Source organism: Polynucleobacter victoriensis (assembly GCF_900187875.1).
Taxonomy (GTDB): Bacteria; Pseudomonadota; Gammaproteobacteria; order Burkholderiales; family Burkholderiaceae; genus Polynucleobacter; species Polynucleobacter victoriensis.
Genome location: NZ_FYEX01000001.1, coordinates 341,297 through 361,218, shown reverse-complemented (window position 1 = coordinate 361,218; position 19,922 = coordinate 341,297). Strand labels below are relative to the sequence as shown.

At 44.7% G+C, this 19,922-nt stretch carries 23 protein-coding genes; 13 read left to right on the top strand and 10 right to left on the bottom strand.

Going from position 1 to position 19,922, the window contains the following annotated elements; translation table 11 throughout:
• The first annotated feature begins 27 nt into the window (after positions 1-27).
• The 6 genes from rpsP to CFR83_RS01890 all read left to right on the top strand — a co-directional run bounded on the left by rpsP (position 28) and on the right by CFR83_RS01890 (position 3,911).
• Positions 28-273: a 30S ribosomal protein S16 gene (gene rpsP / locus CFR83_RS01915; protein ID WP_088812247.1), complete on the top strand. Its 246-nt coding sequence runs from the start codon at positions 28-30 to the stop codon at positions 271-273.
• Positions 274-340: 67 nt separating this feature from the next.
• The gene (gene rimM / locus CFR83_RS01910) at positions 341-892 is read left to right on the top strand and encodes a ribosome maturation factor RimM (RefSeq protein ID WP_243383306.1); all 552 of its coding nucleotides are present in this window, start codon (positions 341-343) and stop codon (positions 890-892) included.
• A gap of 20 nt (positions 893-912) precedes the next feature.
• Positions 913-1,677 carry a tRNA (guanosine(37)-N1)-methyltransferase TrmD gene (gene trmD, locus CFR83_RS01905; RefSeq protein WP_088812246.1) on the top strand — a complete coding sequence of 255 codons (765 nt, stop codon included), beginning with the start codon at positions 913-915 and terminating at the stop codon, positions 1,675-1,677.
• A 65-nt stretch (positions 1,678-1,742) separates the two neighbouring features.
• Entirely contained in the window at positions 1,743-2,129 is a 387-nt protein-coding gene (gene rplS / locus CFR83_RS01900; protein ID WP_088812244.1) for a 50S ribosomal protein L19, read from the top strand.
• 109 nt (positions 2,130-2,238) lie between these two features.
• Complete coding sequence (locus tag CFR83_RS01895; protein ID WP_088812242.1) at positions 2,239-2,970, top strand: CoA pyrophosphatase; 732 nt, start codon at positions 2,239-2,241, stop codon at positions 2,968-2,970.
• A complete protein-coding gene (locus CFR83_RS01890; protein WP_088812240.1) occupies positions 2,967-3,911 on the top strand; it encodes a CobD/CbiB family protein in 945 nt (314 codons plus the stop codon). The genes CFR83_RS01895 and CFR83_RS01890 overlap by 4 nt, the downstream gene beginning before the upstream one ends.
• Here the strand turns inward: CFR83_RS01890 and rsgA are convergent.
• The gene (gene rsgA, locus CFR83_RS01885; RefSeq protein WP_088812239.1) at positions 3,889-4,827 is read right to left on the bottom strand and encodes a ribosome small subunit-dependent GTPase A; all 939 of its coding nucleotides are present in this window, start codon (positions 4,825-4,827) and stop codon (positions 3,889-3,891) included. The two genes, CFR83_RS01890 and rsgA, sit on opposite strands and share 23 nt — an antisense overlap.
• A gap of 6 nt (positions 4,828-4,833) precedes the next feature.
• Positions 4,834-6,090 (bottom strand): M48 family metallopeptidase, encoded by a 1,257-nt coding sequence (locus tag CFR83_RS01880; protein ID WP_088812237.1) that lies wholly within the window; start codon positions 6,088-6,090, stop codon positions 4,834-4,836.
• A 15-nt stretch (positions 6,091-6,105) separates the two neighbouring features.
• Here CFR83_RS01880 and orn point away from each other — a divergent pair, with 15 nt between their 5' ends.
• Both orn and CFR83_RS01870 read left to right on the top strand, forming a co-directional pair.
• Positions 6,106-6,690: an oligoribonuclease gene (orn, locus tag CFR83_RS01875; protein ID WP_088812235.1), complete on the top strand. Its 585-nt coding sequence runs from the start codon at positions 6,106-6,108 to the stop codon at positions 6,688-6,690.
• On the top strand, positions 6,690-7,571 hold the full coding sequence (locus tag CFR83_RS01870) for an AEC family transporter (RefSeq protein ID WP_088812233.1): 882 nt from the start codon (positions 6,690-6,692) through the stop codon (positions 7,569-7,571). Before orn ends, CFR83_RS01870 begins: the two co-directional genes overlap by 1 nt.
• 51 nt (positions 7,572-7,622) lie before the next feature.
• On the opposite strand, the gene mog is transcribed toward CFR83_RS01870, so the two are convergent.
• Positions 7,623-8,264, bottom strand: a complete 642-nt coding sequence (gene mog / locus CFR83_RS01865; protein ID WP_088812231.1) for a molybdopterin adenylyltransferase — start codon at positions 8,262-8,264, stop codon at positions 7,623-7,625.
• A gap of 26 nt (positions 8,265-8,290) precedes the next feature.
• On the opposite strand from mog, the gene pmbA reads away from it, so the two are divergent.
• From pmbA to CFR83_RS01850, 3 genes are read left to right on the top strand one after another with little or no spacing between them, the layout of a single operon-like run.
• Entirely contained in the window at positions 8,291-9,643 is a 1,353-nt protein-coding gene (gene pmbA / locus CFR83_RS01860) for a metalloprotease PmbA (protein ID WP_088812229.1), read from the top strand.
• A 12-nt stretch (positions 9,644-9,655) separates the two neighbouring features.
• A complete protein-coding gene (locus CFR83_RS01855) occupies positions 9,656-10,207 on the top strand; it encodes a TRAP transporter small permease subunit (protein WP_088812228.1) in 552 nt (183 codons plus the stop codon).
• Positions 10,204-11,697, top strand: a complete 1,494-nt coding sequence (locus tag CFR83_RS01850; RefSeq protein WP_088812225.1) for a TRAP transporter large permease — start codon at positions 10,204-10,206, stop codon at positions 11,695-11,697. Before CFR83_RS01855 ends, CFR83_RS01850 begins: the two co-directional genes overlap by 4 nt.
• Positions 11,698-11,786: 89 nt before the next feature.
• Here CFR83_RS01850 and CFR83_RS01845 read toward each other — a convergent pair whose 3' ends face one another.
• Genes CFR83_RS01845 through CFR83_RS01830 form a run of 4 tightly spaced genes read right to left on the bottom strand, consistent with a single transcriptional unit; the run spans position 11,787 to position 15,264 of the window.
• On the bottom strand, positions 11,787-12,869 hold the full coding sequence (locus CFR83_RS01845; RefSeq protein WP_088812223.1) for a TRAP transporter substrate-binding protein: 1,083 nt from the start codon (positions 12,867-12,869) through the stop codon (positions 11,787-11,789).
• A 14-nt stretch (positions 12,870-12,883) separates the two neighbouring features.
• Positions 12,884-13,363: a dihydrofolate reductase gene (locus CFR83_RS01840; RefSeq protein ID WP_423808368.1), complete on the bottom strand. Its 480-nt coding sequence runs from the start codon at positions 13,361-13,363 to the stop codon at positions 12,884-12,886.
• Positions 13,364-13,373: 10 nt separating this feature from the next.
• Positions 13,374-14,168 (bottom strand): thymidylate synthase, encoded by a 795-nt coding sequence (locus CFR83_RS01835; RefSeq protein ID WP_088812219.1) that lies wholly within the window; start codon positions 14,166-14,168, stop codon positions 13,374-13,376.
• Positions 14,169-14,187: 19 nt separating this feature from the next.
• The gene (locus CFR83_RS01830) at positions 14,188-15,264 is read right to left on the bottom strand and encodes an ABC transporter ATP-binding protein (RefSeq protein WP_088813159.1); all 1,077 of its coding nucleotides are present in this window, start codon (positions 15,262-15,264) and stop codon (positions 14,188-14,190) included.
• 18 nt (positions 15,265-15,282) lie between these two features.
• Between CFR83_RS01830 and CFR83_RS01825 the strand changes: the two genes are divergently transcribed.
• Positions 15,283-16,854, top strand: coding sequence for an ABC transporter permease (locus CFR83_RS01825; protein WP_243383305.1), 1,572 nt, complete (start codon positions 15,283-15,285; stop codon positions 16,852-16,854).
• Here the strand turns inward: CFR83_RS01825 and CFR83_RS01820 are convergent.
• Both CFR83_RS01820 and fdxA read right to left on the bottom strand, forming a co-directional pair.
• Positions 16,828-17,895, bottom strand: a complete 1,068-nt coding sequence (locus CFR83_RS01820; protein ID WP_088812216.1) for an NAD(P)/FAD-dependent oxidoreductase — start codon at positions 17,893-17,895, stop codon at positions 16,828-16,830. The genes CFR83_RS01825 and CFR83_RS01820 overlap by 27 nt on opposite strands.
• Before the next feature lie 107 nt (positions 17,896-18,002).
• The gene (fdxA, locus tag CFR83_RS01815; RefSeq protein ID WP_088812214.1) at positions 18,003-18,326 is read right to left on the bottom strand and encodes a ferredoxin FdxA; all 324 of its coding nucleotides are present in this window, start codon (positions 18,324-18,326) and stop codon (positions 18,003-18,005) included.
• A gap of 185 nt (positions 18,327-18,511) precedes the next feature.
• Between fdxA and CFR83_RS01810 the strand changes: the two genes are divergently transcribed.
• Positions 18,512-19,492 (top strand): 2-hydroxyacid dehydrogenase, encoded by a 981-nt coding sequence (locus CFR83_RS01810; RefSeq protein WP_243383304.1) that lies wholly within the window; start codon positions 18,512-18,514, stop codon positions 19,490-19,492.
• A gap of 73 nt (positions 19,493-19,565) precedes the next feature.
• Here CFR83_RS01810 and CFR83_RS01805 read toward each other — a convergent pair whose 3' ends face one another.
• Positions 19,566-19,883: a hypothetical protein gene (locus CFR83_RS01805; RefSeq protein ID WP_088812212.1), complete on the bottom strand. Its 318-nt coding sequence runs from the start codon at positions 19,881-19,883 to the stop codon at positions 19,566-19,568.
• Positions 19,884-19,922 lie beyond the last annotated feature (39 nt).

Sequence of the window (19,922 nt, the reverse complement as noted above, 5' to 3'; positions counted from 1 at the left end):
TTTATTTCAGCATTGTAAGGAAATCACATGGTCGTCATTCGACTCGCACGCGGCGGTTCAAAAAATCGTCCATTCTTCAGCATCGTTGCTACAGACAAACGCAACCGTCGTGACTCGAACTTTATCGAGCGCATCGGTTATTACAATCCTAGCGCAGTAGAAACTGAACAAGGTTTCCGTATTGCTCAGGATCGTTTGACATACTGGCAAGGCGTTGGTGCTCAATTGTCACCAACAGTTGCACGTTTGCTCAAAGGCGCTCCAAAGGCCTAAGTCTTGGACGATGATGCTTGCATCATCAGAGTAGTAATCATTATCGAATCAATTTGCGGAGGCTCTGATGAGCAATATGATGAGCCCTCCGTCTGATTTGATCTTAGTCGGGCATATTCTCGACGCCCAGGGGATCAAAGGCTTGGTGAAAATCAAACCTTATTCAAAAGAACCTGAGGCACTATTTTCCGCACCGCATGTATGGTTAGCTAAGCCTCCAGCCTTGGCTGACACTGCTCGTCCATGGGTTATCAAAACTGCTAAAGAGCATAGTGGTCAAATCCTATTGGGTCTAGAAGAGGTCTCTGACCGTGATCAAGCCTTAGCTCTTAAGGGATCAGCTGTTTACGTCAGTCGTGCTGATTTTCCTAAGCAGGATGAAAACAGCTTTTACTGGGTTGATCTGATTGGTTTGCCTGTCATCAATGAACAGGGACAATCTTTAGGGCAAGTGGTTGACCTAATGGATAACGGAGCCCAATCAATTCTGTGTGTTCGTGCTGAAGGGTTAAAAGAAGATCGATTGATCCCATTTATTGCATCTGTGGTTAAGTCAGTCAATCAAGCCCCTGATGACCCTGAACGCCAAATTGTGGTGGATTGGCAACTGGACTGGTAAGTCCGCTATATGATTAAGCCATGCGCTTTGACGTCGTAACTATTTTTCCTGAAATGTTTTCTGCTTTGAGCTCTTGGGGGGTGACGGGCAGAGCATTTGAGCAGGGTTTGGTGAGTCTAAAAACCTGGAATCCACGTGATTACACAACTGACGCACGCAGAACAGTAGATGACCGTGCGTACGGTGGTGGCCCAGGAATGGTGATGATGGCAAAGCCTTTGGAAGATGCTCTGGACGCTGTGGCGGCTGATCAAGCTCAATCAGGTGGGAAAAAGGGCCCAGTCATCCTTTTGTCACCTCAAGGTGAGCGATTTAGCCAGAAAAAAGCTAAATATATCAGTGATTTAGGGGTTGCCACATTGTTGTGCGGCCGTTATGAGGCAATTGATCAGCGTTTGGTCGACAGAAGAGTGGATGAAGAGCTCAGTTTGGGCGATTTTGTCCTTTCTGGCGGTGAAATACCCGCCATGGCGGTCATGGATGCGGTGATTAGATTGATTCCCGGAGCCTTAGGGGATGCCGATTCTGTGGCTCAAGATAGCTTTATGGACGGTCTTTTGGACTGTTATCACTACACCAGACCCGAAAATTATGAAAATTTATTGGTTCCAGACGTGCTTTTAGGCGGACATCACGCTAAAATAGCGGATTACCGTCGGAAACAATCTTTGGAGCTGACGTTAAAGCGGCGACCTGATTTAATTATTCAGGCGCGCCAGCAAGGCTTGTTAAGTGCTGCAGATGAAGCTTATTTAGCTAGTTTGCAAAATGAGACAGGGTTTTAAACCGCATCCTCTACCAAGTCCGCTAGTGCGGAATACAACGTTGGTACGATGCTATAGGAGTTGTAATGAACATTATTGAATCAATTGAGCAAGAAGAGATTGCTCGTCTAACTGCCAACAAAACAGTTCCTGCTTTTGCACCTGGCGACACAGTAGTTGTTAACGTTAACGTGGTTGAAGGTAACCGTAAACGTGTACAGGCTTACGAAGGTGTTGTAATTGCTAAGCGTAACCGTGGTTTGAACTCAAGCTTTATCGTTCGTAAGATTTCATCTGGCGAAGGTATTGAGCGTACATTCCAAACTTACTCACCATTGATCGCTAGCATTGAAGTGAAGCGTCGCGGTGATGTACGTCGTGCCAAGTTGTACTACTTGCGCGATCGTTCTGGTAAATCAGCACGTATTAAGGAAAAGCTACAAGCTCGTACAAAGGAAGTTGCTGCTGAGTAATCAGTGCCACTTTCAATACGCTTGTGTATCAAAGGCAGCTTCGGCTGCCTTTGTTCTTTTTGCGAGCAGCATTTTGGCAACCACATGGATATTTCTATAAACTAGCTGCATGTCTAGCTCTTCAGAGTCACCCCCAGCAACTGCGGCGCGAGCGCCTGCCTTTGATCCCACGATAGTTCCCATCGTCGGTAGAGATACGCATCTACCTAAAGTGAGAGAACATCTTCTGAGTGTTGATGGCATCAAAGCTAGATTTTTAGAAGATCGCCCTTGGGATGTAGAAGTGACTGATGAAAATCGTGCTGCTAGATCTGCCGAAGGAGCTTTGCGTGCCGGGCGAGGATCTTGCCCAACGCCAGCATCAGTTCTTATTCCTCTGGTGACGCATGAGGCTGAATTAAAAATATTACTCACGCAACGAACCAGTCATTTGTACGACCATCCTGGGCAAATTAGTTTTCCTGGTGGTAGAGCAGATCCTGAGGATCAATCTCCGGAGCATACGGCTTTGCGTGAGGCGGAAGAGGAAATTGGTTTGCCCGCCAATCGTGTAGAAATTTTAGGGCGCCTACCTCATTACTTAACGATTACTGGTTATCAGGTCACTCCAGTGGTGGGCTTAGTAACCCCAGGTCACCAGTATCAAGCTGATCCATTTGAGGTGGCTGAGATCTTTGAAGTGCCCATGAGTTTTTTGATGGACCCGCATCATCATGAGCACAGAATGTGGCAAAGTCCTGAAGGGGCTCGTCGTTTTTATGCCATGCCTTATGAAAATAAATTCATTTGGGGTGCAACAGCGGGTATGCTACGGAATCTTTATCATTTTTTAAGAGCATGACATTCTTTTCTATTCTATTTGCACTCATCGCTGAGCAATATAAGCCGGTTGAAAAAGACCATTGGATTCGTCGCTTATCAGCTGCATGGCTAGATTTTGTGGTCAAGAGCATTGATAGTGGTAGTGAGCGAAGTGGTCGCTTGGCATGCGTAGCTGCATTTTTGCCGCCAGTTATCTTGGTGCTTGCGGTTCATATTATCTTGTTGGCTACTCAACCTTTGCTAGCATTCATTTGGAATGTATTTGTTGTTTATTTATTCTTAGGCTTTAGACAATTTAGCCATCCATTCACAGCCATTCATGAGGCATTGCTCGACAGAAACTTGGATGAGGCACGACGTCTTTTAGCTGATTGGCAAGGTGCGGGCGTTAACACTGACACCATGAGTGAGTCTGAAGTAATTCGTTTGGCACTTGAGCGAGCTATTGTTGGTTCGCATCGTCATGTCTTTGGCACGATATTTTGGTTCATGGTGCCTATGGGTCCTGCGGGCGTGGTCTTGTACCGTTTGGTAGATATGGCTGCAGGACGTTGGCCATCTCAAGCAAGCGCATCCTTGGGGCAAGCAGCAAGAGATTTCTTCCAGTTGATTGATTGGATTCCTGTGCGCTTAACTGCAATGGGTTTTGCGATTGTGGGTAATTTTGAAGATGCGATGTATGGTTGGCGTTATCACTTGCGTAAGTGGAGTAATGAGTTAGAAGCGGTTATTTTGGCTTCTGGCGCCGGTGCTTTAGGAGTGCGTTTAGGAGCGCCATTGCCTGAGCCTGATAGTGATGAAGCTCTAAGAATGGCTGAAGCGGGTGAGCCACCGATTCATGATTTAGGTCACGAAGCTTCGATTAGAAGTTTGCGTTCTGCAGTAGGTTTGGTGTGGCGCGCCGTGATTTTATGGCTCACCTTGATTGCACTCATGACTATTTCAGTCTGGATTGGATAGCATCCGCATTATGTGATTCATGGCGCAACTGGCGGAATAACTCCACACGTTGCGCTGAAATTTCTCCAGCATCAACTGCTGATCTCACCACGCAGCCTGGCTCATCGCCATGACTGCAATTATGAAATTTACATTGACCTAATAGGGGTCTAAATTCAACAAAGGCATGTTGTAGCTCACTCTCAGATAAGTGCGCTAAGCCAAACTCCTGAAAGCCTGGTGAGTCAATTAATGCCCCTGCAAAAGATTCAGAGGAGCCATTGTTAGGTAAGTCGTAATAACGACAGGCTGTGGTGGTGTGTTTGCCGCTGTCTAACTTTTTAGAGTGCTCTTGAGTTTGTGCGGCCGCATTGGGGATCAATGCATTCAACAGGGTTGATTTGCCCATGCCTGATTGACCTACTAGTACTGAGACTTTCCCTTGTACGTGTGGCAACAGTGATGCAACTGATGAGGGGTCATGTTTAACTGACATCTCATGCACAGGGTAGCCCATAGCAATATAGGGTTCTAGCATTTTGCGTGCAGCTGGCAATTTATTAGGTAAGTCACATTTATTCAAAATGATGCGTGGTGTGATGCCTGCAGTTTCTGCAGCGATCACAGCGCGACCTAACAAGTCTGGTGAAAAACCAGGCTCGGTAGCTAGCATGATCAAAATTTGATCAACGTTACTGGCAATTGATTTACTTTTATAAGCGTCTGAGCGATACAAAAGATTTTTACGCTCCACAATCTTTTCAATTACTGCTTGCTCAGGACCAGTTTCTGATACTTCTAAGATATCGCCAACTGCTCCCAAGTGTTGCTTACCGCGCGAGGTAACTTGATATAAACCTTTTTGATTATCATCGATCGCCCTCGCTAAATAATGGCGGCCATATGAGGCAACAAGGAGGGCTTTGAACGATTTCATGGATGACTATCTTAATGCCAGCTCTTGCAGATGAGCAATGCGTAGCGGCGCCGGCGGATGTGAGTCATAGAACTTGGAGTAAAGCGGATCAGGCGTTAGGGTGGCCGCATTATCTTGGTAAAGCTTTACTAAGGCTGTGATTAAGTCTTTGGCGGATGATTTTTCAGCAGCAAAAGCATCAGCTTCGTATTCATGTTTACGTGACCCCATGCTATTAATAGGAGTTAAGAAAAAGCCAAACACAGGCATCACCAAACTAAATAATGCCAACGCTAATCCCGCGTTATAGCCATTTAAATCAGGTGTGACACCTAGGCTTAAATAGAACCAAGCTTTGGTAGATATCCAGCCTAATAAGCCCAATACTAAAAAGCTAAGAGCAAATGATTGGATGAGGCGCTTACGTATGTGTTGACGTTTGAAGTGACCTAATTCATGAGCGAGTACTGCCTCAATTTCTTCGGGGTTCAAGCGTTCAATCAAAGTATCAAAAAACACAATTCGTTTGGCTTTGCCCATGCCAGTAAAGTAGGCGTTGCCATGAGCACTGCGTTTGCTGCCATCCATAATGAAAAGGCCCTGACTGGTGAAGTCGCAACGCTTAAGCAACTCTTCGATACGATCTTTTAATGGACCATCTTCAAGAGGTTTAAATTTATTAAATAGTGGGGCGATAAACGTTGGGAAGAGCCACAACATCAAGGCATTAAAGCCTACCCATACAAACCAAGTCCACACCCACCAATATTCACCAGCTTCGGCCATTAAAGTTAGAACAACCCAAAGAAGTGGCAAGCCAATTGCAAGACCTAGCAAGATGCCCTTGATTAAATCTGTAAAAAATAGAGTAGGTGTCATGCGATTAAAGCCAAATTTCTCCTCGATGGTGAATTGGCGATACCAAGAAAATGGCAAATCAATGATGCCTGTGATCAAGCTGATTGAAATCAGTAAAGAAATTTGCTGAAGAGTGCCAGGCCCAAGTAACTCTAGGGTGAGGTCATGAACATACTGCAGACCACCCAATAATGTAAAACCAATCAAAATAGCAGCAGATAGGGCAATTTCAAATAAGCCCAAACGTAATTTAGCCATTGTGTAGTCAGCGGCTTTATGATGCTCGGGTAATGAGATTTTGCTGGCAAAATCAGCGGGAACTTGGTTGCGGTGCTCTGCAATATGACGAATATGTCGCCCTGCTAAGTAATAGCGGGTGCCAACACTCAAAACCAAGCCTAAGATAAACAAAAAAGTAAATGTCATGAGAAGATTATAGGGATGAGTACAACAAGAAAGAATGACCGTTTAGTTTGGGTGGATATGGAGATGTCTGGTTTACAGCCAGAAACCGACCGAATTCTCGAAATTGCCATGATTGTGACAGATGGTGACCTCAACATCATAGCGGAAGGCCCTGTATTAGTGGTGCATCAAGAAGATGCGGTCTTAGATCGCATGGATGCCTGGAATAAAGGAACTCACGGCAAATCTGGGCTGATTGATAAGGTTAAGGCGTCTACCCTAACTGAGGCAGAAGTTGAGACCCAATGCTTGGCTTTCTTAAAGCAGCACGTTAAGGCGAGTATTTCGCCGATGTGTGGCAATACCATCCACCAAGATCGTCGCTTTATGAACCGTTATATGCCCAAATTAGAGGCTTACTTTCATTACCGCAATATAGACGTATCAACCATCAAAGAATTATGTAAACGCTGGCAACCTGAGGTGGCTAAGGGTTTTACTAAGAAACAGGCTCACACGGCTTTAGCAGACATCATTGAGTCTGTGGAAGAGCTGCGCTACTACCGCGAAAAATTATTCATTCCAACAGTAGGTGATGAACCTATTGCTGAGGGCAACTAATGTTTTTCAGAATTGCATCGATCATCACGCCGGTTGTGTTGATTATTTTTGCCGGTTGGGTGTATGGTCGCAGAGCTCACCCAGACATGTCTGGGATTAATAAAGCAACATTGGATGTGATTGCTCCAATGTTGGTGGTCTCCGCCTTTGTGAGTAAAGATTTTGAGTTGTTAGAGCAGTGGAACCTATTGTTATGCGGTGTGGCCATTGTTCTAGGTTCTGGCATCTTAGCTTGGCCAATCGCCAGATTGTCTGGCATGGATCCCAAAACTTTTGTTCCTCCCATGATGTTTAACAACTGCGGCAACATGGGTTTACCTTTGGCTGTCTTTGCTTTTGGCACAGTTGGTTTGGCGCCTGCGGTGGCATTATTTGCAGTATCTAATTTGATGCATTTCACATTGGGTGTGAAGTTGGTTAACCCCAAAGCATCAGTTAAGGGTGTATTTGCTAATCCAATGGTGATTGCAACCATACTGGGCGTGTTCTTATCCACGACCAAGCATCTTTACACTTTGCCTGAGCCTTTGTATCAATCAATTAAATTATTAGGTGATGCCACAGTACCTTTGATGTTGTTCTCATTGGGTGTGCGCATGAAAGATGCCAATCTTAAGCATTGGCGTGAAGGTTTCTTGGGTGCAGCTATCTGTCCGATTGTTGGTTTAGCTGTGGCGCTATTAATTGCACCATTCATACCGATGACAGATTTGCAAAGAGGGCTTTTATTTGTGTTTGCCAGCTTACCGCCCGCAGTGCTTAACTTCTTGGTGGCAGATCGCAACAAACAAGATCCAGAGCTTGTGGCATCAATCGTGCTGCTAGGCAACCTCTCTGCCATGATCTTTGTGCCAATTGGACTTTATTTAGGATTGAAGTAAAAAAAGGAAGGCATGCCTTCCTTTTTTATTGATCACTCCCTTAGATTGAATCTAGTTCTTCACCCTAATCGCTGACTTAGGCCTAAATGCCTTGATCACAGTTTCATTGGTTTCAACATAGGGTCCACCAATTAAATCGATGCAGTAGGGTACTGCTGCAAAAATTCCAGGAACGATCGATTTACCATCAGCATCTTTTAAGCCTTCTAGGGTTTCTTGGATGGCTTTTGGCTGGCCCGGTAAATTAATGATTAGGGCAGCGTGATCATCGATTTCACGCAAGGCTGCCACCTGGCGAGACAAAATGGCTGTAGCAACAAATTTAAGGCTGATTTGGCGCATTTGTTCGGCAAAGCCTGGCATTTCCCTTGAGGCGATCGCTAAAGTCGCCTCTGGCGTTACATCGCGTCTTGAAGGGCCTGTGCCACCTGTGGTGAGTACTAGGTCGCAGCCAACCTCATCAATTAACTCCACAATCGTTTTAGAGATCAACTCTTTTTCATCAGGAATCAGGCGAGACTCCATATGCCATGGTGAGCTTAAGGCTTTACCAAACCATGTTTGAAGCGCTGGGATCCCCTCGTCTTGGTAAACCCCGCTGCTTGCTCTGTCAGAAATCGATACCAAACCAATCCAAATTTCATCTGGATGGCTACGTTTTGTGTTTTTAGTATTTGTATTTTTTGCACTCATTCTGTAATTCTAGCTATGATTGCGGAATGTTTTCACATACACCTGAACAATTACAAGAATTAGTATCTTTTTTATTGACCGAAGCCAAGGCTTTGGGCGCCACAGACGCTGCTGCTGAGCTATCTGAGGGCAGTGGATTATCGGTATCGGTGCGTAAAGGCGATATTGAGACCATTGAGCAAAATTTAGATAAGCAAGCGGGCGTGACAGTCTTTATTGGACAAAGACGTGGCAATGCAGGCGCCAGTGATTTTTCAAAAGAATCTCTAAAGGCCAGTGTTAGAGCGGCATTTCATATTGCTCAACACACGGCTGAAGATGACTGTGCAGGTTTGGCTGAGGCAGACCTATTAGAAAAAAATCCTAAGGATTTGGATCTGTATCACCCATGGCAGATCAATACTGCTCAAGCAGTTGAAATTGCAAGAGACGCTGAGCGTGGAGCATTTGCAGTTAGCAAAAAAATCACCAACAGTGATGGTGCGAGTGTCTCTGCTCAGCAGTCTCATTTCATGTTGGGAACGACTAATGGTTTCATGGGTGGTTATGCCATCTCTCGCCATTACATCTCTTGCACACCCATTGCGAGCGCATCCACCAAACAGGGCGCTGCCATGCAACGGGATGATTGGCACACTACATCTCGTGTGCCTGAAGAATTAGCAAGGCCCCAAGATGTTGGTGCTTATGCAGCCAAAAGAGCGCTGGCTAGGTTGGGGGCTAGATCGATTTCAACGCGCCACTGCCCCGTGCTTTTTGAAGCACCTCTCGCGGTTGGTTTGTTGGGTGCTTATGTGCAGGCAACCTCAGGTGGTGCTTTATACAGAAAATCTAGTTTTTTATTGGATAGCCTTGGTGTGCAAGTATTTCCAAAGCATTTAGATTTGCTCGAGGAGCCACACTTGCCTCGTTTAACTGGTAGTGCACCGTTTGATGAAGAGGGTGTAAGAACACGTTCACGCAAGGTTGTTGATGCAGGGGTGGTGCAAGGTTATTTCTTGTCAACTTACTCTGCTAGAAAATTAGGTATGCAAACCACAGGTAATGCTGGTGGTTCGCATCAGTTGCAACTCAAGAGCCGTTTAACTAAGAAATCTGATGATTTACCTGCCATGTTGAAAAAAATGGGTACAGGACTCTTGGTGACAGACTTAATGGGGCAAGGCGTTAACTATGTGAATGGTGATTACTCTCGTGGCGCTTTTGGTTATTGGGTTGAGAATGGTGTCATCGTTCATCCTGTTGAAGAAATCACGATTGCTGGTAATTTAAAAGACATGTTCAAACAAATTGTTGCAATTGGTTCTGACACCATTGTTAGGGGAACCAAAGAAACGGGTTCCATCTTGATTGAGAACATGACTGTGGGCGGTCGTTAAGTAGTTCGCAAAATGAAACAAGTATTACGACAAGCTATTTACTTAGCGCACGGTATTGATCACATCACCAATCTCTTTGCATCTTTTGCAAAGTGGGCCCTGGTTCTATCTTGCTTGATTAGTGCCATGAACGCGTTCATTCGGTACGTCTTTGATTACAGCTCCAATTCTTGGTTAGAGATTCAGTGGTATTTGTTTGCAGCTGCCGTGATGTTGGGAGCGGCCCAAGTATTAAGAGTCAATGAGCATGTGCGCGTTGACATCATTTATGGAAAGTTGTCTAGTAAAGCCAGGATCTATATCGATCTACTCGGTTTATTCTTATTCTTGTTGCCCGCCATGATTTACTTTGCATATCTAGCATGGCCTTTATTTCTTGGCATGTATCAATCTGGCGAAATGTCGAGTAATGCTGGCGGATTAATCCGTTGGCCAGCGATGTTAATGTTGCCCGCAGGATTTTTCTTGGTCACCATTCAGGGTTTATCAGAAATCATTAAACGACTTGCATGGTTAGCTCATGTTTATGAGATGGACTTTCATTATGAGAGGCCGTTGCAATGAGTATGGAAAACTTTGCGCCTCTGATGTTCTTGGATTTGATACTCATCATGTTGATGGGTTTTCCTGTGGCGTTCTCACTGGCCGCATTAGGCTTGATGTGTGGTTTCTTTGCTGTTGCTCAAGGTTGGTTCCCAATCAGCTTCATGTCTAACTTGCCATTAAATATTTTTGGCATTTTGTCGAATGATCTTTTGTTGGCAATTCCATTTTTCACCTTGATGGGCGCCATCTTAGAGAAATGTGGCTTAGCAGAAGACATGCTGGAATCGATGGGGCAGTTGTTTGGCTCTGTGCGTGGTGGCTTAGGCTATTCAGTAATCATTGTGGGCTTCATCTTGGGCGCAATCACAGGGACTGTGGCAGGCCAAGTGATTGCCATGGCAATGATTTCTTTGCCTGTGATGATGCGCTATGGATACAACATGCGATACACCACGGGCGTACTGGCAGCCTCTGGAACAATCACGCAGTTAGTGCCACCTTCGTTGGTCTTGGTGGTGATGGCAGATCAGTTGGGCCGCTCAGTAGGAGATATGTATAAGGGTGCTTGGGGGCCATCGATCCTACAAGTATGCTTATTTGTGCTTTACACATTCTTGCTCTCGCGTATTCGACCGGGTGATCTACCGGCGATTCCTAAAGAGGCGCGCACCCTCACGGGTTGGAAATTATGGCGCACTTGCTTGCGAGGCATTATTCCATCAGCCATTTTGATTTTTGCTGTTTTAGGCAGTATGGGCGGTTTGCCTGGTATCAATGTCGCCATTGCAACCCCCACAGAAGCTGGTGCGATGGGTGCCTTAGGTGCTTTTGTTTTGGCAGCAATACATGGGCGACTTAATTGGCAAATCATTAAAGAAGGTATGACCAACACCATGCGTATTACCGCCATGGTGGTATTTATTTTGATTGGCTCAAGAGTTTTCTCATTGGTATTCCAGGGTGTGGATGGCGGCGTTTGGATTGAGAGCATGTTGTCTAATTTGCCAGGCGGTCAAATTGGTTTCTTGCTGGCGGTTAATACATTTGTTTTCTTCTTGGCATTTTTCTTAGATTTCTTTGAGATAGCCTTCATCATCTTGCCAATGTTGGCTCCCGTGGCAGAGAAGATGGGTATTGATATGGTTTGGTTTGGTGTGCTTTTATGCGTGAACATGCAAACTAGCTTTATGCACCCACCATTTGGCTTTGCTCTGTTTTACTTAAGAGGTATTTCAGACACCTTATTTAAGAGTAAATCGATTCCTAGAAAAATTGAATCAAGAGATATTTATCTAGGATCCATTCCTTGGGTGATTTTGCAACTGCTATTGGTGGTGATTGTGATTTTCTTCCCGCAAACAGTCACCATATTCTTAGATAAGAAAGAGGTTGTCGATCTAAATCAAATCAAGATTGAGATCGCCCCAGAAGATGTGCTGCAAGCACCTCAATTAGATGACCAAAAAATGATGGATGATTTATTCAAAGTTACACCAAGTAAAGAGTAACAATCTCTAGATAATAAAAAACCAGCCTAAGCTGGTTTTTTATTATTGGGCATCAATTAATTAGAGCCTCAATCGCTCAAATAACAGTTTTATAACTTTTGTGATTGCATGAAATTATCAAAGCTCATCTCTGAGAAGCGGAACCATAAGTTTTGATCGCGACGGAAGTTACTAAAGTCTGCGTAGATCTTTTTCCAGCGCGGGTTCTTGTTGCTGAGTTCTGCATAGTATTCTTGAGAAACCTTGAAAGCTGCATCCATCACAGGTTTTGGTAAGCGGTGTAAACGAACACCGTTAGCAACTAGTTCGCGAAGAGCGCTTGGATTACGAGCATCGTATCTAGCCATCACTTGGGTATGCGCGTAGTTAGCTGCAGTATCTAAAATTGCCTTGTACTCATTAGAAAGACTTTGATAGGCTTTGCTGTTCACGTACAAGCTAAGTTGCGCGCCACCTTCCCAAAAAGCTGGGTAGTAGTAATTCTTTGCCACTTTATAAAGACCAAGCTTAAGGTCGTCATAAGGACCAATCCACTCGGCCGCATCAATCGTACCTTTTTCAAGGGATTGATAGATTTCGCCGGCAGGTAAATTTTGTGGCACAACCCCTAGCTGTTCCAAAATTTTTCCACCAAAGCCACCCACGCGGAACTTCAAACCTTTTAGGTCTTCAAGACCTTTCACTTCTTTTCGGAGCCAGCCACCCATTTGTGCGCCAGAGTTGCCTAAAGGGAAGTTAACAACGTTATAGTTAGCGTAAAACTCACGAGTTAGCTTAAGACCGTTGCCGTCAAACATCCAAGCATTCTGTTGGCGACAGTTAAGACCAAATGGAATCGCGCAATCAAATGCAAAGGTTTCGTCTTTGCCAAAGAAGTAATAGGCCGCTGTATGCGCGCACTCCACTGTTTCTTGTTGAACTGCATCCAATACACCAAACGCAGGAACTAGTTCACCAGCAGCATGCGTGCTGATTGTGAATTTTCCACTAGATAACTCTTTTACTTTGGCAGCAAAAATTTCAGAACCGCCAAAAAGAGTTTCTAATGATTTTGGAAAACTAGATGCTAAGCGCCATCTAATGGTGGCTCCTTGAGCGTGAACAACTGGGGCTGTACCGGTGGCTAGAATGCCAGCAAGACCAGTGCCTGCAATAAATTTGCGACGATCCATGGTTTCTCCGTGATTTAAAGTTTGCTGTTGTAGGTTACGAATGCGTAAGCCAGTTGACCATTGTTATGTTCTTCGCGAGCCACTTCTTCCCACATCATGTCATCAATGTCTGGGAAGAATGCATCACCATCCACTTCAGTATCAACCTCGGTGATGATTAGTTTGTCGACATAAGCTAAAGCTTCGTCATAAATTTGCGCGCCACCGATGATGAAAGCTTTTTCAACGCCTGAGCAGGCATCAATCGCATCTTCTAATGATGTAAATGTCTCAGCCCCTTCGGCCTTGAATTCTGGATTACGACTCACCACAATATTGCGGCGACCCGGAAGTGGACGACCTAGTGACAACCAAGTGTTACGACCCATGATGATGGGGCAACCCAGGGTCGTGTTTTTGAAATGTTTTAAATCCTCAGGCAAGTGCCAAGGAAGCGTGTTGTTAACACCAATCACGCCATTTTTTGCACGCGCAACAATGATCGCTAATTCCACGGTAATTCCCTTAAACCGCTACTGGAGCTTTGATAGGGTCGTGGTGTTGATAACCAACAAGCTCAAAGTCCTCGTATTCGTAATCAAAAATTGATGCTGGTTTGCGACGGATGGCTAATTGTGGCAATTGCAAGGGCTCACGCGAAAGCTGCAAGTTCACTTGATCCATATGGTTAGAGTACAAGTGGCAGTCACCACCTGTCCAAATAAATTCACCAGGTGTTAAGCCTGCTTGTTGGGCAATCATGTGTGTGAGCAATGCATAGCTAGCAATATTAAATGGCACGCCCAAGAAAATATCAGCACTGCGCTGATACAGTTGGCATGACAACTTACCATCTGCTACATAGAACTGAAAGAATGCATGACAGGGTGGCAGCGCCATGCGTGGAATTTCAGCCACGTTCCAGGCGGACACAATTAAGCGACGAGAATCAGGGTTATTTTTAATCTGATCCATCAATTGAGTAATTTGGTCAACGTGTTCCCCGTTTGGTGCTGGCCATGAACGCCATTGATAACCGTAAATAGGACCTAACTCACCATCTTCCTTGGCCCATTCATCCCAAATACTCACACCACGTTCTTTTAACCAATTGTTATTAGTGCTGCCTTGCAAAAACCAAAGCAATTCAATGATGATTGATTTGAGGTGTAGCTTTTTGGTGGTAACGACCGGAAAGCCTTGTTGCAGGTCAAAGCGCATTTGATGGCCAAATACTGAAACGGTGCCTGTGCCGGTGCGGTCTGATTTATGAGTGCCATTAGCTAAAACATGGCGCATGAGGTCTAAATATTGCTTCATGGAAAGATTCTACTATTAGTTATTTGCTAAAAGTGACAACGTGGTCGGCCACTATTTTGATGCCAATTTTTTCACCGATGGCATGGTCATGATGACTTGGCACCATCGTTAAAAGTTCTTGCCCAGAATCTAATTTGACGGTGTATAAAAAATCACCGCCTCTAAAGGCTTTTGTTAAGACTTCGGCTTGTAAAGGACTGTCGTCATCGTGCACGATATCGTCAGCGCGCAACAATACATCGACTTCTTCACCTGGCAAGCCATAGCTTGATTGTGGCAACGGCAGGGTGCCTAGTTCGATTTCTACAGCAGGACCTGGGCGCGTGACGCCAGGCACAAAAACACCATAGCCAACAAAACTAGCCACAAAGCGACTGGCCGGACGGTGATAGAGGTTGTAGGCACTGTCCCACTGTACTAATCGACCATCAACCATCACGCCAATGTCATCGGCAATTGCAAAAGCTTCAAACTGATCATGCGTGACCAAGAGAGCAGTTGTGCCGTTGGCTTTGAGGATGTCTCTAATTTCGCCAGCCAAGCGCTCGCGTAAATCCACATCCAAATTAGAGAAGGGTTCATCTAGTAGCAATAACTCTGGTTCTGGAGCCATTGCTCGAGCCAGTGCCACACGTTGCTGCTGACCGCCAGATAATTCATGGGGGTAACGAGAACCCACATTTTTAAGACCTACGCGCTCTAACCATTCTTCAGCCTTTAGTAAAGCCTCTTTCTTTGGCAAGTCCCTCAAGCCAAACGCAACGTTCTGAGCATTGGTCAAATGAGGAAATAGGGCGTAATCCTGAAACACCACGCCCACACGTCTTTTTTCTGGAGCCAAGGTTGTGTCAGGTGAGCTGACCACTTGTTTATCTAAAGTGATTTCGCCTGCTTGAATTGGCTCAAAGCCACAAATGGCGCGCAGCACAGTCGACTTGCCGCAACCTGAGGGACCTAGCAAGCAACCAATCCGACCGTGCCTTAATTGCATGGTCAGACCTTGGACTACTTCATTCCAGCTACCTGACTTTTCGCCAGGGTAGCCCACATGAATATCCTTTAAATTTAAATGAATTGGTGGCGTATCGATAATCATTCTTATAATTGTCGCATCTTGCGACTACGTTTAACACCCATACTCCTGTCATTAATATTGGCTTTACCAATATTAGGGATATTTGCTGCTCTTTTAAACCCCCAAGCAGCCAGTGGGGATGTGCTGACACACCTTGTAACCACGGTACTTCCAGGCTATGCCTGGACCACTTTATTGATGGCAATTGGGGTGGCTTGGGGGGTTGCTAGCATGGGTATTATCACTGCTTGGCTAGTAGCTACCTGTGATTTTCCAGGTAAGCGTATCTACGAATGGGCCTTGATTTTGCCTTTGGCCATGCCAACCTATGTGATGGCTTATGCCTATACAGATTTTTTCCAGTTTTCAGGCCCAATACAGACCTTTTTGAGAGATCTGCTGGGTGTTTCTAAATTGGAGTGGTTTCCTGAGCCTAGATCGGTTTGGGGAGCTGTTTGTGTTTTAAGTCTGGCTTTATACCCTTATGTCTATTTGTTATGCCGCACTGCTTTTTTGGAGCGCAGCCCACGTTTGATTGATGCGGCAAGAACTTTGGGTGCGGGCCCATGGAGTGCCTTTTGGCAAGTCGCCTTGCCAATGGCAAGACCTGCAACGATGGCAGGTGTGGCTTTGGCTTTGATGGAGGCTGTCGCAGATTACGGTGCGATGTCTTACTTTGGTGTGCAAACCATGACTACAGGTATATATCGTGCATGGTTGGGGATGGGGGATCGTATCGCAGCGGTGCAATTATCGGCAGCCTTATTAGGAGTCATTTTTTTACTCTTGATGTTGGAGCATGCAAGTCGTCGACAAATGCGCTTTGCTGCTAGTGGCCAGCGTTTCAGACAAATCAAGCCTTGGCGTTTGCAGGGTAAGAAGGCTTTTTGGGCAAGCCTCTCATGCGCACTGCCCATGATTTTTGGTTTTATCTTGCCAGTCATCATCATGGCTTACTTGGCTTTGACTAGTGGTGAGGCATTGAATGAGCGTTATTGGACATGGCTTACCAATACATTGACGCTTTCAACGGTGACAGCTATTTGCGCTGTCATCATCGCGGTTTGGTTGGCTTACAGTGCTCGCATGGCCAAGGGTGGTTTGCAGTTATTAGCGAATCGAATGGTGAGTTTGGGTTACGCCGTTCCTGGTGCGGTGTTAGCAGTGGGCGTATTGATTTTGTTGGCTCAATTAGATCTAGCTTGGTTGCTATCAGGTTCAGTATTAATTTTGGTTTACGCTTATCTCACTCGCTTTTTATCCTCTGGTTTGCAAACGGTGGAAGCGGGCTTGAGCAAAATCACTCCGAGTATGGATGCCAGCGCTATGAGTTTAGGTTCTGGCAAATGGGAGTTACTCACCAAAATACATTTACCGTTATTGCGACGTAGTTTGTTAACTGCTGGCTTATTGGTATTTGTGGATGTGATGAAAGAGTTGCCAGCTACTTTGGTATTGAGACCATTTAACTTTGATACCTTGGCAGTGATCACATATCAACTGGCGGCTGATGAGCGTTTAGCTGAAGCAGCTTGGCCAGCACTAACAATTGTTTTGGCTGGCTTATTGCCGGTAATCATTCTTTCAAGAGCGATGTCTCGCGACTCCTAAAATTTCGTGTAATTTTGTAGAAGTCGTTGTGTACTGCAGTTGTATTGGTTCATTAGGATGAATCAATTCTGCACAAGCAAAAGCAGCCAGTGTTGCCTCATGAAAACCGCTCACAATTAACTTTCTTTTGCCTAGATAGGTGTTGATATCGCCGACCGCAAAAATACCCGGTACATTGGTTTGAAACTTAGCGGTATCAACAGGAACTTGTTTGCGTTCTAAATCTACTCCCCAGTCAGCGATCGGACCCAGTTGGGGTGAGATGCCCAGATAAACCAACAAGGCATCGAACTTTAGATGGTTGGCGCTGCCATCTGGGGCTGTAACTTTGATTTCTTGGCCGGGTGTATTGCTTCTTAATAGCTCAGTGATTTGCCCAGCTTTAAAAGTTACTTGGCCACTGGTGCGTAGTTGTTCAAATTTTGCCAACAACTCATCGGGCGCTTTTAAAACATCTCGACGATGCATTAATGTGACGCTTTTGGCTGTATTGCTTAATTCAATGGCGGCGTTTACAGCGCTTTCATCGCCGCCATAAATCACGACATCTAAATCTTTGAATGAAGATAAGTCATGTGGGTGGTAAAACACATGGGTTCCAACTAGGGCATCAATACCATCAACATTCAATATCTTTGGTTTGAATGCCCCAACACCAGTAGCAAGCACAATCGTTTTAGTGATGAAGGTATTTTGATTTGTTGACACCTTCAATTGACCATTGGGAATACGTATCAAATCACAAACTTCTTGCCCCCAATGAAAGGTGGCATTCATAGGTTTAATCTGTTCTAAAAGATTGTTTACCAATTCTGAGCCAGTGCAATATGGAATACCTGGGATGTCATAGATGGGTTTGTCGGGATACAGTTCTGCACACTGACCGCCAGCATGAGCTAGGGTATCAATCACATGAGATTGAATACCTTGTAAACCTAATTGAAAAATAGCAAACAAACCAACGGGCCCCGCACCAATTACTAGTGCATCGGTTTTAATACAAGCTTGGTTTAAATGATTTTGTTGATTCTGTTCTGACACGCAATCTTCCCGTCGAATTGGGTTGCTACTAAGAAGTAGTGCTTACGGTACAACAAAATGAAATCGCCTGCTATAGCAGGCGATTGAGTAGGGTCTTTAATGATTAGTTAGCGAACTAATTCACCCAATTTATTTTTAACGTCTTTCCATGCCTCAGCATCAGGAAGTGCTTCTTTTGATTTTGTGATTGATGGCCATTTAGCAGCAAGTTCAACGTTGAGCTTGATGTACTCTTGTTGATCGCCTGGCACATCATCTTCAGCATAAATAGCGTTCACTGGGCATTCTGGAACACAAACAGCGCAATCGATACACTCATCAGGGTCGATAGCTAAAAAGTTAGGGCCTTCGCGGAAGCAGTCTACTGGGCATACATCTACGCAATCAGTGTATTTGCAACGAATACAGGCTTCGGTAACTACATATGTCATGGCAATAATTTCAAATAAGACGAAAAGCGTTATTTTATCTTAGTGTGAGAACAATCTTGGCCATAAACCCAGTTTATTTAGATGAATTAGTAATTTTCATATGATTTAAATCAATGACATACAATCATCTGACGAGCAAAAAGTCTCGGAAAAACACATAAAAATAGTAAAAACAGGAGATCAAGATGTCCGAACAGGTGCAAAAACCTAAGATTTTGGTGGCTAGAGCTATTTTCCCCGATATTTTGACCAGATTAGAGCAATTGGCTGATGTGCAATCTAATCAAGAGGATCACTTGTGGAATGCCGAAGACCTCAAGGCTGCTATGGCTAATAAAGATGCAGCGATTGTGACGGGCGGTGAACGAGTTGATGCTGACATCCTCAAAGCATCACCGCAGCTCAAAATTGTTTCAAATATTGCCGTGGGTTATAACAACTTTGATATGGCTGCTTTTAGTGCGGCTAATGTGATGGCCACGAATACCCCAGATGTATTAACCGATACCACTGCTGATTTTGGTTTTGCCTTATTAATGGCCACGGCTAGAAGGGTGACTGAGAGTGAGCATTGGTTAAGGGCTGGTAACTGGAAGAAGTTTTCTATTTATGACACGCCATTGTCAATGGATATTCATCACAGTACTTTGGGCATCATGGGTATGGGACGTATTGGGCAAGCAATTGCTAGACGTGCGCGTGGTTTTAATATGAACGTGAAGTATTACAACCGCTCACGTTTATCAGCCGATTTAGAAAAAGAGTGTGGTGCAACTTATGTGGACCGAGACACCTTATTAAAAGAGTCTGATCACATTATTTTGGTGATGCCTTACACCCCTGAAAATCACCATCTCTTTGGGGAAAAAGAATTAAACATGATGAAGCCTACTGCTACTTTGGTGAACATTGCACGTGGAGGAATTGTGGATGAGTTGGCTTTGGCAAAAGCGCTTCAAGCGAACAAAATATTTGCTGCAGGTATTGATGTGTTTGAAGGCGAGCCAACTGTTCGGCCTGAGCTCTTAGCACTTAAAAATGTTGTTTTAGCCCCGCACATTGCAAGTGCTACAGAAAAAACTAGGCGAGCGATGATTGAGTTGGCGATTGAAAATTGCTTGGCTGGTTTAGCGGGCAAGACGCCACCTAACTTATTAAAAGCCTAATCAACTTAAAAAATAAGAAAAGAATTAAATAAGAAATAAAAAAAGAAATTAGCTAAAACAAGCAGACTAGAGATTAGTCTTGAGAAGAAACAGGTTTGGTGTCAGTGACAGTGGTTTCGCGAACGGCCACTTCAATGCCACCAAACTTTTCAGCTACCCAGTTGTATACCTTGCAAGCTAACCAAAGTAAGCCAAAGCCAATCAAAGCATTGAGGATCAATGCAGAAATCACTGTGAAGCCAGGTAATTCACCATCTCTGATAAATGCTACAAAAAGAGCAAGCAATACCACTGGTACAGAAAAGCTCAAGTAAACCAACACCAGCGTTTTGGCTGTGTGTAGAGGGTCTACATAAACAACTTCTTTTTTAGTGTATTTGGTGCTTGGCATTTTTAAATCAACAGTGGGTGGTTAACTCTGTAGACACGA